General features: G+C 52.0%; 12 protein-coding genes. 2 read left to right on the forward strand and 10 right to left on the reverse strand.

All coding sequences use genetic code 11. The annotated features are described in order from the left end of the window. Positions 1 to 44: 44 nt before the first annotated feature. Positions 45 to 1667: a relaxase/mobilization nuclease domain-containing protein gene (locus GPK89_RS10065; RefSeq protein WP_215692802.1), complete on the reverse strand. Its 1623-nt coding sequence runs from the start codon at positions 1665 to 1667 to the stop codon at positions 45 to 47. Beyond that, positions 1639 to 2037 carry a plasmid mobilization protein gene (locus GPK89_RS10070; RefSeq protein ID WP_034479871.1) on the reverse strand — a complete coding sequence of 133 codons (399 nt, stop codon included), beginning with the start codon at positions 2035 to 2037 and terminating at the stop codon, positions 1639 to 1641. The genes GPK89_RS10065 and GPK89_RS10070 overlap by 29 nt, the downstream gene beginning before the upstream one ends. 73 nt (positions 2038 to 2110) lie before the next feature. Between GPK89_RS10070 and GPK89_RS10075 the strand changes: the two genes are divergently transcribed. Continuing rightward, entirely contained in the window at positions 2111 to 2629 is a 519-nt protein-coding gene (locus GPK89_RS10075; RefSeq protein ID WP_055168421.1) for a hypothetical protein, read from the forward strand. A 51-nt stretch (positions 2630 to 2680) separates the two neighbouring features. Here the strand turns inward: GPK89_RS10075 and GPK89_RS10080 are convergent, their stop codons facing one another. The 3 genes from GPK89_RS10080 to GPK89_RS10090 all read right to left on the reverse strand — a co-directional run bounded on the left by GPK89_RS10080 (position 2681) and on the right by GPK89_RS10090 (position 4154). Then, positions 2681 to 3001, reverse strand: a complete 321-nt coding sequence (locus tag GPK89_RS10080; RefSeq protein WP_044960761.1) for a hypothetical protein — start codon at positions 2999 to 3001, stop codon at positions 2681 to 2683. Positions 3002 to 3246: 245 nt separating this feature from the next. Beyond that, positions 3247 to 3834 carry a DUF2812 domain-containing protein gene (locus tag GPK89_RS10085; RefSeq protein WP_005927795.1) on the reverse strand — a complete coding sequence of 196 codons (588 nt, stop codon included), beginning with the start codon at positions 3832 to 3834 and terminating at the stop codon, positions 3247 to 3249. Continuing rightward, positions 3831 to 4154: a PadR family transcriptional regulator gene (locus tag GPK89_RS10090; RefSeq protein WP_005927798.1), complete on the reverse strand. Its 324-nt coding sequence runs from the start codon at positions 4152 to 4154 to the stop codon at positions 3831 to 3833. The genes GPK89_RS10085 and GPK89_RS10090 overlap by 4 nt, the downstream gene beginning before the upstream one ends. Before the next feature lie 198 nt (positions 4155 to 4352). Between GPK89_RS10090 and GPK89_RS10095 the strand changes: the two genes are divergently transcribed. After that, the gene (locus GPK89_RS10095; protein ID WP_252261626.1) at positions 4353 to 5027 is read left to right on the forward strand and encodes a glycosyl hydrolase family 28 protein; all 675 of its coding nucleotides are present in this window, start codon (positions 4353 to 4355) and stop codon (positions 5025 to 5027) included. 459 nt (positions 5028 to 5486) lie between these two features. Here the strand turns inward: GPK89_RS10095 and GPK89_RS10100 are convergent, their stop codons facing one another. The 5 genes from GPK89_RS10100 to GPK89_RS10120 are packed head-to-tail and all read right to left on the reverse strand — an operon-like array spanning position 5487 to position 11920. Continuing rightward, positions 5487 to 7166, reverse strand: coding sequence for a glycoside hydrolase family 13 protein (locus tag GPK89_RS10100; protein WP_215692806.1), 1680 nt, complete (start codon positions 7164 to 7166; stop codon positions 5487 to 5489). Positions 7167 to 7177: 11 nt separating this feature from the next. Continuing rightward, a complete protein-coding gene (gene pgmB, locus GPK89_RS10105) occupies positions 7178 to 7816 on the reverse strand; it encodes a beta-phosphoglucomutase (protein WP_215692808.1) in 639 nt (212 codons plus the stop codon). A gap of 16 nt (positions 7817 to 7832) precedes the next feature. Beyond that, positions 7833 to 10142: a glycoside hydrolase family 65 protein gene (locus GPK89_RS10110; RefSeq protein WP_215692810.1), complete on the reverse strand. Its 2310-nt coding sequence runs from the start codon at positions 10140 to 10142 to the stop codon at positions 7833 to 7835. Positions 10143 to 10160: 18 nt separating this feature from the next. After that, a complete protein-coding gene (locus tag GPK89_RS10115) occupies positions 10161 to 10994 on the reverse strand; it encodes a carbohydrate ABC transporter permease (protein ID WP_215692812.1) in 834 nt (277 codons plus the stop codon). A 14-nt stretch (positions 10995 to 11008) separates the two neighbouring features. After that, on the reverse strand, positions 11009 to 11920 hold the full coding sequence (locus GPK89_RS10120; protein WP_215692815.1) for a carbohydrate ABC transporter permease: 912 nt from the start codon (positions 11918 to 11920) through the stop codon (positions 11009 to 11011). Between the last annotated feature and the right edge of the window lie 16 nt (positions 11921 to 11936).

The raw sequence follows: 11936 nt of genomic DNA on the forward strand, positions 1-11936 counted from the left end.
GCCCCCTTGTTCTGTATGGGTTCGGGTACATTTTGGGGTGGTTTTTATCGCTCCTGTTCCTGCCTTTTCACAGGCTTGCGTTCCCGGCGTAAAATCTGGTCAATATTGCCCTTGACAGTCTGTAAGCAGCGGTATTCCTCCCGTTTTGCCCGGTAATCGTTGTAGCCGCTGTTTTTCTCTTTGATAAGGGCTTCAATCTCTGCTTGCAGGGCTTTATAGCTTGGCAGCTTGGAAATGCCGTTCTCCCTAAAATAACGGGCGGCTGCGTCTGCTATGATAAAGTCGCTTTCGTGCTTCTGTCGGTAGGCTGCTTTTGCTTTGGTGTTTTTCTGCTGTTTCAGCCCGTCCCGGACAGGGCGGGTCTTGGAATAGGCAAGCACCTGCCGTTGCAGCTCCTTTTTCCCGTTCAGCGTCTTTTCCACCTGCTTCAGCTCTGTAAGGCTTTCCTGCATGGCGGCATAGGCGGCAGAACAGGCTTCGTCCAGTTCCTCCGGGGAAGAAAAGCCGTACTGCTGATAGGCGGTAACGGTAGCCGCCATTTGCTTTAGATTGTGCTTTGCCGCCCAGCGGTCATAGCCTACTCCCTTGCCCTCAGCTCGCTTGGCTTCCCGGTCAACCATGCGCTGCAAGGTGTTGTCTGCCGGGGTGGTTTTTGCGGCTTTTTCCTCCCGCAAGCGTTCCTTTTGGGTGTGCGGGTATTCGGGTATGGCTGTGGTCTTTTCGGCGGCTCTGTGGGCGTTCTGCGTGAGCAGGGCAAGGACAGCAGCCTTGTCAAAATCTTCCCCCAGCTTCCGGGCTGTGATAGGCTTTGTCCTGTCCGGCGTGAGGTAGGAAAGCCGCCCCCGGCTCTCCTTGACGGTCACACCCTCCCGCAGCAAAAGGGAAGAAAACTCGTCAAAGCTGGTAGCTTGGGAAAATGCCTGCCGTATCGTCCGGCGCAGCTTCGCCTTGTCCGTTTCAAACTTGGTGGGCTTGGTCGGCTGTCCGGCGGCTTCTCTGGCGGCGTTCTCTTTATCAAGGGCAAGCTGCCCTTTCTTTGCCGCCCAGTATTCCCGTTCCGTTATCCGTTCCTTGCTGCCGTTCAAGAGGTCGATTTGGTAAAGCCCCTCCCGGTGGCACATCTCCATGACTTCACTCTTGAAATATTCCATAGCGGCGTTGGTACAGCGGTGCTTGCAGCCCTCCCTTGTGTCGGCTGGTCTGTCCATGTAGGGCAGAAGCGGGACTTCGTAAATCCGCAGGGAGTTGATGACGATATGCACATGGATATTGCCGCTGTGGTTATGCCCGTCCGGGTGGGTGCATACAAGGGCTTGGTGTCCGGGGAAATGCTCTTTGCAGAACTGCTCGCCCAGCTCCTGCGCCCGGTCTACGGTCAAGCCGTTGTCTGTTCCGTCCCGTGGGTCAAAGCTGATGATATAGTGGTGGCTTTTCACATCTTCCCGTTTTTGATTTTTCTCATGGCGGAGATTGGCTCGCATACAGGCAACGGCGAAATCCTCGCCCCCGCAGTTAAGGGAAGAAATGCGGTAATCCTCCCTCGGTATCAGCCGCCCGTTTTCATCAAGGGTGGGCTTCATGGTAAACTCGTCATGCTCAAATGTGAGGTAGGCTTCCGCTGCGCCATAGTCCGCATTTTTAGAGCTGATATGTTTGAATGTTGCCAACAGCGTCACCTACTTTCTGCAAGACTTCAAACTTTAGGGCAGCAAGGTCGGAAACCGCCGCCCGTACCTCCCCGGCAAGCTGCGGGTAGGGGCTGTGCCACTCGTTCAGCGTCCGGGCTATCTGGTTTAAGTTGCCGCCGATCCTGCCGTATTCGGCGGTCAGCTTCCCGACAGCGGCAAGCAGCTCGTCGTTGACGGGGGAAACGGTTATGATGGGGCGTATGGCTGCCCCGGTTATGGCTTGCCGGATAAACTCGGCTTGGCTCATGTTGCAGGCAGAAAGCCTTTCCGCAAACTCGGCGTATTCTTCCTCGGTCATGCGTGTCTTGACTACCCGGCTGCGGTGCGGCGTGTTGTATCGTTTTCGCATGGTAAAACCTCCTTTCTGTGCGTGGTGTCCTCTCACTAATAGGAGAAAAACGGGGTGTGAAGCGGAACTGTTTTTGAAAAATCCGAAAAAATATTTTGAGGGATTTTTAAGCGGCGCAAGCCGCATAAGCAGGGTTTGGGGAAGGCACTCCCCAACAAGATTCCCGCAGGGGCAAAATGAGCGAAAAGCGAATTTTGGTACTGCGGTAGAATCTTGCTCTGAAAAACTGCCACTTTCCTCTGCGGCTGACTTTGCGGCAATCTACAAGGGTCGGTGTGGCTGCTTTCGTCAATATAGCGATTGCGGAGGCGTGTCCTGCCCACCTTTGTTCCCCTCTACGGACAGAAACGGAAAATGCCAAACGCTCATTTGGATTTTTCATCACTACTACGGCAGGCAAGCCCATTTCGGGCAAACTTCCCCGTCACTCACTACTACAAGGGAACGGGGCGTTTTGCCAAAAATGGGAGCAAAAAACGCCACGGATTTTCAAAAATCTGTGGCGTTGCTGTTTGGAGCAGTATTCAATTTTAGTCTCCCGTTCCCTCTTTTGGGTAAAAGAAAAGGACAACCGATTTTGGCTGTCCTGTGAAAATGTGTATTATGTTGTATTATGTATGATTGACAAGATTAAATTTGAAGATCATTCTTCTACAAAGTATCTGTATGCGGCGGCTTCAAGCTCTCCACATTCGTTAAGCAAGTTGCCATTTTCATCATAAAGCTTATAGGTAATTTGAGTATTACCTAACGACGCTTCTCCGTCCAATCCAAGCAACAAAGTATAGTAATTTTCTTTTAGTACCAAATTCAATAGATCATACAAATCATCTTTTGATATACCTTGTTCAGTTATTGCACTGATTTTTTTGCCGACAACTGATGAAGAATTAGGATTGAAGTATTCGGCTAAAATGGTTTTCTTTTCTTCGTAGCATAATTTAACAAATTGTTCTCCTGTCATTTTTATACTCCCCATACCGTAGTGTAAAATATATATTTATATTTCATTCTGTCGGAACTATTATAGCACATAGATGTGAAATTTTCTACTGTCTTTCCCCCATAATGGGCGGGAGCGACAGCACTTTAGTCTGTCGCTCCCTTGATTGCCACAAAAGCAGGACGGGCGGCGGCTGTCAACGGTGGCACATTTGCGCCGTTCATCTTGACCGTTGACTGGCTCGGCTGGATTTGCTATTTATTTCCTCACCATTCCTGTGTCTTGGCTTCCTTCCGGATTTTCATTATCTGTATTTGATATATACTGCCAGGAATTACAGAAACCAACGCAAAAATACCAAAGATTATAGATTGCTTTGTAACTGCGAATAGTGCAAACATGAGCAGTAGAAATAGCCACGGATTGCGTAAGTTGCGATAATATTTTTCTTTATCGTCATAAGAGGTATGGAGTTCAAAAGGCTTTCCATCATTTGCTTTTTCCACAATCAAGATTTCTCGATTAAAAGTTGTTGTGTTTGTCGCAATACGACCGCCCCTTTCTGCCCATGGGCGCCAACGAACTTTTCCAACAGAATAGTTTAGATTGATATTTTTAAAAAACACCTTATATCCCATATCCTCCAAAAAATTAGCATAGTCTATTGAACTCTCTTTTGATTTTTCTCCGATAAACTCTACACAATAGGTCACTTCATCGGGCTTGCATTTTTCAAATTCGTATAACAGTTTTCCTGTCCGAACAAGTCGATAACCCTTTTCAGACATTTTGTTTAGCCATTTTTCCTGCGTATTTAGCAATCCGCCAAAAAAGCGATAACATTTTTTACTCATACTGCACCTCCAATAATTTCACTTGCAATGCTTACAAGTTCATTTAGTCTTGCAAGCTCTTTTTCTGCAATTTCTTTTCCCTGTGCTGTAATGTGGTATTCTTTTTTTCTTCCCTCACTATCTCCATAAGGTTCAATCCACTTCTTGTCCTGCAAAGAGTTTAATGCTCCATATAAAGTGCCTGCGCCTAACGAAAGCCGCCCGCCCGTTTTTTCTTCAACAAACTGCATAACGGCGTATCCGTGTTTTGGTGTATAAAGAGAGAGTAAAATATAAAAGGTCACTTCTGTAAGTGCGCCACTTTTTGCATTGTCTCTCATAGTCCAGCCTCCTTATTACGATTACTGTAATAAATATATCACTAACCGTAATATAAGTCAAGCAGATTCAAGGAAATTATTTAAGGGGCATGAAAATGGAGCAGCAACATTTTCGTGTTACTGCTCCACTTTGATACAGAATAGTAGGGTACGCTGTTCTCAATTTGTGTTGTTGCTTCTTTACCGTATATGAGCATTATGTCGAGGATTGTAACGGGAGACGGTATTGATATTACGAGCAGCCAGGACGTAGAGGTGAAAAATTGCTTTATCCGTTCCACAGATGACAGTATCTGCATCAAATCCCAAAGATTGTTTGAAGATCCGTCAACGGTACGTGACGTAACAAAAGTGCGTGTTCACAATAACGTGATCTGGAATGCAGAACCCGGTAATGCCATAGAGCTTGGTTATGCCCTCCAGAGCGAAATCCACGACCTAGTATTTGAGGATTGTGATATTATACACTGCCAGTATGAAGGAAACATGGGTGGTGCGGCGATTTCCATCCATCAGGCAGATGGCGGCCATGTTCATGATATACATTATAAAAATATCAGAGTAGAGCAGGCAGAACAGAAACTGTTCGATATTAAGGTTCTGCTTTGCAGATATACGGAACAGCTTGCCAAAGGAGAGATTAATGATATCTATTTTGATAATATCCAGGTGCTGAACGGAGATATCCCGGTCTCCATGATCCGGGGGTATCAGACGCCGACAGAAGAAGTACGTGTCCATGATGTCCATTTTGATAACATTACTTTTATGGGGAATAAGTGTGAAACCTGGCAGGATATGCGGCTTGTTACAGAACTGGCAAATGACATTTATGTCAATGGTGCCAGATTATGCAGACAGATGAAATTCTGAGAATATCACCATATAGAGATGGTTTTATTACTTGCAGCAAGGAGGGTATTTATGGAACAAAGCAGCGATAACTGCTGAAGCAGTTCTTGGCTTTGCAAAAGGCCATCGGGGTTTATTCTGATGATGCTAAATGATGTCGCGGAAAACAAATACTCTGGAAAGAGACACACCAGCTGTGATTGGAAGAACTACAAGATGCTTTTGAAGTGTTTGAGAACGCCGCCAATGGTGATTTGTTATCTAAAGACTTAGGAGCAGCATAGAATAACGCAATCTACCGCCTTATCGTGAGATAGGGCGGTATTTTTTGAAAAATATGTAGGCAGGCGGCACGGGCGACAGCACCGACATTTTGAGGTGGTGCAAAGCGGGGTTCGGGTTGACCCGTTGAGTTTTGTGCCCTAAAAGAAGAAAGTCCTGATGCCGAAATTCGGCATCAGGACTCTTTACTGTTGCGTTTTACTTTCTGTAAACCACCGCTTCAAACGGTCGCAGACTTCCGGGGTTTCCGGGGGTGTTGTAGTTGCTGATAAGCAACTCTGTGTTCTGCCAATCGTTCAGCAATGGGCAGGGTACGTCATGGTCGGTAAAGTTGCAGACCACGAGTATCTGCTCGTCGTTCAATGTGCGGGTGTAGGCGTAGATCTCTTCGTCGTCGGGCAGCAGCAGGGCGTAGTGACCGTAGACGAAGGTCTTGTCCGACTTTCGCAGCGCCAGCAGGCGGCGGTAGAAGCTGTACACCGAGTCCGGGTCGCCCACCTGTTTGGCTGCGTTGATCTGCGGGTAGTTGGGGTTCAGCGGTATCCACGGTGTGCCGGTGGTAAAGCCTGCATTGGCGGTATCATCCCAGTGCATGGGGGTGCGGGTGTGCTCGCGGCTGATGTAGTTGGCCGCCTTCATGAAATCCGCCACGCTCTCGCCGCAGCGCTGGGTCTTTTCAAAGTAGGCGTTGCGAGTCATAACATCGTTAATGGGGTCGATGCTGTCGAAATGCTTGTTCGTCATGCCCAGTTCCTCACCCTGATAAATGTAGGGCGTTCCCTGCATCAGGTAGAGGCAGACAGCCAGCATTTTGGCCGACCGCACACGGGATTCTTCGTCCTTGGTGCAGCCGAAGCGCGACACCACGCGGGGTTGGTCGTGGTTGTTCCAGTACAGACTGTTCCACGCCTTGCCGTCCAAACCGGTCTGCCAGCGGGTCTGTATTTTTTTGATGTCTGTCAGCTTCCACGGGTGTTCGGGTTCCCACTTGCGGCTCTCGCCGCCGTCAACATCCATCAGTTCAAACTGGAACACCATGTTCAGCTCATGGCGATCCTCGCCCGCGTACAGGCAGGCAAGCTCCGGGTTGACGTTGGCGTTCTCGCCCACCGTCATGCAGTCGTAGTGGCTCAGCACACGGCGGTTCATCTCCTGCAGGTATTCATGCACACGGGGACCGTTGGTACACTGGTCGGTATAGTCGCCGTACAGACCATCGGCGCAAAGTGGCCCGTCTGCATATCCGGCCTTGGAGATCATACTGATGACGTCCATGCGAAAGCCGTCGATGCCCTTTTGGAACCAGAAGTTCATCATGTCAAAGACCTGATCGCGAACCTCCGGGTTCTCCCAGTTCAAATCGGGCTGTCCTTCAGCAAAAAGGTGCAGGTAATACTGACCGGTTTTCTCGTCGTACTTCCACGCCGAGCCGCTGAAACAGCTGCGCCAGTTGTTGGGGGCACCGCCGTCCGGGGCGGGGTCTTTCCAGATATAATAGTCGCGTTTGGGGTTGTCGCGGCTGGAACGGCTCTCAATAAACCACGGGTGCTGGTCCGACGAGTGGTTGACCACCAAGTCCATGATGAGCTTTAACCCATGGGCATGGACATCCGCCAGCAGGGCGTCAAAGTCGGCCATTGTGCCGAAGTCTGTCATGATATCGCGGTAATCGCTGATGTCATAGCCGTTGTCCACATTAGGAGATTGATAGATCGGGTTCAGCCACAGCACATCGACGCCAAGGTCTTTTAAGTAGTCCAGCTTTTCACGGATACCGTTCAGATCACCGATACCGTCACCGTTGGAGTCCTTGAAGCTGCGCGGGTAGATTTGGTAGACGACGGCCTCTTTCCACCACGCGGGGTGAACGCTTTCCATAAGTATACCTCTTACAAAATCGTTCCCGGCAGTTTGGTCACGTCCTGCATATGGTAGGTAGGTTCAAACGGCATCGGGGCCGTGCCGACGATGGCACAGTCCATGCCGCCCGCGCGGGCGGCCTCCAGCCCGGCAGCAGCGTCCTCCACAACCAGGCAGTCTGCCGGGGCAAGCCCCACCATGGCGGCAGCCTTGGTAAAGACCTCCGGGTCAGGCTTGGAATGAGCGATCATCGTGCCGTCACACACAGCGTCAAAGTAGCGGTTCGCGTCGAGCCGTTCCAAGATGTAGGCCGCGTTTTTGCTGGACGAACCAACAGCCAGCTTCAGCCCCGCGTTGTGCAGCGCCGTCAGGGCGTCGCGCACGGCAGCGGGCATATCGGCGGGCGACATCTGCGCCAGCAGCTTGCGATAGCGGTCGTTTTTCTCGGTGGCAAGGCGTTCCTTTTCCGCATCGGTAAAGGTCTTGCTGCTGCCGGAAAGGATGATTTCCAGACTCTCCATCCGGCTGACGCCGCGCAGCTTCATGTTGATGGTTTCGTCAAACGGTGCGCCGACTTCCTCGGCTGTCTGTTTCCACGCTTCAAAGTGGAAACGGTCTGTGGAGCAGAGCACTCCATCCAAGTCGAAAATAATACCCTTGTATTTCATAGAAAGTTCCTCATAGTTACTCGGCGGCCAGCTTTACCGGGTGACCGTCCACGGTAATTTCCACAGCGGAACCGCCGCGGTGGGTGACAGTGATGCCCGCATGGGTGACTTCCACATGGAGCTTTGCACCGCGCCAGACGATGTTGAACGCCGCGCGCTGCCAGCTTGCGGGCAGATGACTGCGCAGGGAAAGCCCGCCCTCGTGCCATTCCATCCCGGCAAAGCCGCAGACAACACACTGCCAGACGTTACCCATCGATGCACTGTGGATGCCTAAGTCGGACGACTTCATATTCGGGCCGAGGTCAATGGCAATGGCGTGGCGGTACATATCCAGCGCCATATCGTCCAGTCCCTCCCACGCGGCCAACACACAGTGCTGACCATGGCTCAGGGAGGAATCATGCAGTGTGCGGGACTCATAGAACATAAAGTTCTTGCGGCGGGTCTCAGCATCGAACAAGTCGGGCATAATGCGCATGAGCATGACCAAGTCAGCCTGCTTCGAAACCATAAGTTGGTTCATCTGGGCGGGACTGTAATCCTCGTAAATCGAGGACACGCCCTGCTGGTTTTTGTATTTGCTCAGGTCGATCGCATCCAGCCCCAGATATTGGGCGTTCTGCGGCACGATGCCATCGGCGTTGGGCTGCGGCAGGTAGACTTTTGCCTTTTTGTCCTGCAATTCAGCCGCCAGAGCATTCAGGTCATAGCTGTCGCTCAGCTTGGCGTAGGCATCCGGCCACTGGGTGGGCATATCTTTGATGCAGCGTTCGGCCTGTTCCATGGCAAAGACGGTCAGATAGTTTGTAAAGGCGTTGTTATCGACGTGATCTTTGTACTCATCCGGACCGATGACGTCTTTGATTTCATAGCGCTGCGTATCTTCCTGCCACTCTACGCGGCTTGCCCAGAAACGGGCAATTTCAATCAAAAGCTCACAACCGCGGCGGTTCATGAAATCATCATCGCCGGTGGCTTGGTAGTACAGCCAGACACTCCAGGCAATATCCGCAGAGATATGCTGCTCGATCATACCGGTCAAAACCGGGCTGCTCTTGCCGGTGACGATATCCGCACCGCAGTAAAGCGGCGTTACTTCGCCGTCGTCCAGCCACGCACTCTCCCAGGGGAACATAGCACCCTGATAGCCATTCTCGCTGGCCTTTTTGAACGCGCCGGGCAGGCTGCGCCAGCGGTAGCCCAGCAGGGTCTTGGCGGCGGCGGGGTCAGTCAACAGGTAGTAAGGCATCAGGAACATCTCGGTATCCCAGAAAGAATGACCTTTGTAGCCCTCGCCTGTCATGCCCTTGGCACCGATGCCAACGCGGTCATCATCGCGCTTGATCATAATGTTCAGGTGATACAGCGCAAACCGCATACCCAGCTGGTCAAAGCTGTCATCGCTTTCGATCTGCACATCCTGCTCTGCCCAGTAAGCTGCCCACTTTTTGGCGGAGGCTGCAAGCAGAGCGTCATAACCGGTATCCGCAAACTTTGCCGCCAGCGCATCACCGGCAGCGGCAACGATGTCCGGGTTCGTTGTGCCGCGCTGCTGACCGTAGACCGTAAACGGCAGGTCACGGCCTGTGTGGTAGCAGGTCAGCTTTTCGATGCGCAGCGTCTGCCCTTTTGCCAGCCGGAACGTGTAGCGCCCCACAAAGCGGCGGCGCTCAATGACCGGCAGCGACTCGGAGGGTTCTGCGCTGAATTTGTGCAGGCAGTGTACACTGATCGGCACATTGCTCTCATTCGTATGGGTCATCAGGCGCAGGATGCCACCGGGCAGCATCCGCATTTCGCCCTCCACACAGTGCTGAGAGCCGGTATTGCTGTTGCGGGTCGAGATACCGCTATTGACGACCAGCTCGATATCCTGATTCGTCGGTGTGACTTCCACCGAGAACGCGGCAATATGCTCATTATCCAGCGAAACAAAGCGACGGAAGGTTAGTTCCAGCGCTGCCCCGGCAGGGCTTTTCCACTGCACGGTGCGCGTTGCTTCGCCGGTGTGCAGATCCAGTGTGCGCAGGTAGCTTTGCAGCGTACCCTGATCCATGGCGAAACGCTCACCGTTGACGATAAACTCCATAGCAGTCACGTCAGGCAGGTTGGGCAGCTCGGTCACTTCGTCGGGCATAGCCTTATTGAATGTGCCCGTGATAAAAGCGCCGCGGTAGGTATCAAGGTAACCCTCCTCCAGCGCGCAGCGGATGTTGATATAGCCGTTGCCCTGGGCAAAGATGGATTCACATTTGGCGGTGCGGCACGGGTCAAAGGTTTCCTCTGCCACGATCCAGCCGCGGGGTTCGAGATCATATTTCATAGGCGGGTTTCCTTTCCATCAGCCCTTGACACCGGAAGCGGCCACGCTGGCCTGCACCTGATCCTGTGCAAGCGCATACAGGATGATGCCGGGCAGAATGACAATGGTAAGCGCGGCAAACAGCTGGGTGTAGTTGTAGGAAAATTCGCTGGTGAAGAACGCCAGCGCGATGGGCAGTGTGCGCTGCGAGTCCGAAACGGTCAGCAACGAGGCAAAGTAGTACTCGTTCCAGTTGCCGAGGAACATCAGGATGCCGGCAGTCGCCAGTGCGCTTTTTGCCAGCGGCAGGTTGATGGTCCAGAACGTGCGGAAGAAGCTTGCGCCGTCCAGTGTCGCAGCCTCGTCCAGGCTTTTGGGAATCGCCATAAAGCCGGCTTTCAGCACAAAGATGGACATAGCCATACCGGCAGACAGGTAAACAAGGGTGACGCCCCAGATGCTGTCATAAAGGTTCAGTTTCGTGATGAGCGAGAAGATGGGCTGGGTCTTGCTGTGGCTGGGCACAAGCAGCGTGATGGTGAACAGCGCAAACAGCAGCTTGCGACCGGGAAACTCAAACTTGGCAATGACATACGCGCCCATGGCATAGAACAGCAGCGAAACCAGCGTCGAGACGCCCGCCGCCAGCAGCGAGTTGAAAAAGTAGGTGGGGAAGCTGTACTTCTGGAAAATGTCAATGAAGGTATCCAGCGAGAAGTGGGCGGGCAGCGCCAGCGGTGAACTTAAAATTTCGCCGTTCGTCTTGAAGGACGACATAATGACCCACAGAATGGGAAACACAGAGAGAATAATGACGATGGCCTCCACAAGGTACATCAAAACCTTTGCCCAAGGCTTGTATTTGATTTTCATGGTGTGCCTCCTTCTCAGTAATCAGCTTCGTCCATGCGGAACAGCTTGTTTACGATGCCCAGCACGATCAAACCGATGATAAACATGACCACGCCCACCGCGTTGGCGTAACCGTAACGGTAGTCCATGATGCCCTTGACCAGAATGATGGGCAGGCTCATCGTGTCGTCGCCCGGACCGCCGGACGTCGTCAGGGCAATCTGCTCATACATGGCAATACGGGATGTCAGCGAGGCAATGACGCTGGTGCCGATGGATGCACGGCACAGCGGCAGCTGGATATAGCGGATCAGCTGCCAGCCGGTAGCGCCGTCCATGAGGGCGGCTTCATTCAGTTCCTTCGGAATGTTCATCAAATCACCCAGCACGACCAACGTGACGATGACTGCATAGAACAGCCAGGTGAACGTAACAGCCCAGAACGCCCACGGCGATTTGTAGAACCACTGGACGTTGAAATTCGGGTTAAAAACGCGGATGACCGAGTTCAGGATGCCGAAATCATTGTTGAAAATGAATTTGTAGATCATCGCCCAGGCCGCCGCACTGATGACGTTGGGGATCATGAACACTGTACGGGTGAACTTCCAGCCGTGGGGGCGCTGGTACAGTACAAAAGCGACCAATGTGCCGAAGCCGACGTGCAGCGTCAGGGCAATCACGCACCACCAGAGCAGGTTTTTCAACGCAATGAGGAACGAACTGTTGGTAAACAGATTGATATAGTTTGTCAGACCGTTGAACTTTGGTGCGTTGAAGCCATCCCATTTCGTGAACGACGTCACAAATACCTGCGCAATGGGCATCAAATAGAACATCGCAAAGATCACGATGGTGGGAAGCAGGAACAGATAGATCCATTTGTAGTTTGCACGCTGGATGCGGCCCGCCTTGATGCGCGTTGCTTTTTTCGGGGCGGTTTTCATGGCTTTGCAGCTCCTT

Source organism: Gemmiger formicilis (assembly GCF_018784445.1).
Classification (GTDB): Bacteria; Bacillota; Clostridia; order Oscillospirales; family Ruminococcaceae; genus Gemmiger.

Coding starts and splice junctions, on each gene's coding strand:
- GPK89_RS10110 (WP_215692810.1), bottom strand. CDS start 10,142: ATGAAATATGATCTCGAACCCCGCGGCTGGATCGTGGCAGAGGAAACC.
- GPK89_RS10100 (WP_215692806.1), bottom strand. CDS start 7,166: ATGGAAAGCGTTCACCCCGCGTGGTGGAAAGAGGCCGTCGTCTACCAA.
- GPK89_RS10070 (WP_034479871.1), bottom strand. CDS start 2,037: ATGCGAAAACGATACAACACGCCGCACCGCAGCCGGGTAGTCAAGACA.
- GPK89_RS10095 (WP_252261626.1), top strand. CDS start 4,353: ATGTCGAGGATTGTAACGGGAGACGGTATTGATATTACGAGCAGCCAG.
- GPK89_RS10090 (WP_005927798.1), bottom strand. CDS start 4,154: ATGAGAGACAATGCAAAAAGTGGCGCACTTACAGAAGTGACCTTTTAT.
- GPK89_RS10115 (WP_215692812.1), bottom strand. CDS start 10,994: ATGAAAATCAAATACAAGCCTTGGGCAAAGGTTTTGATGTACCTTGTG.
- GPK89_RS10085 (WP_005927795.1), bottom strand. CDS start 3,834: ATGAGTAAAAAATGTTATCGCTTTTTTGGCGGATTGCTAAATACGCAG.
- pgmB (WP_215692808.1), bottom strand. CDS start 7,816: ATGAAATACAAGGGTATTATTTTCGACTTGGATGGAGTGCTCTGCTCC.
- GPK89_RS10080 (WP_044960761.1), bottom strand. CDS start 3,001: ATGACAGGAGAACAATTTGTTAAATTATGCTACGAAGAAAAGAAAACC.
- GPK89_RS10120 (WP_215692815.1), bottom strand. CDS start 11,920: ATGAAAACCGCCCCGAAAAAAGCAACGCGCATCAAGGCGGGCCGCATC.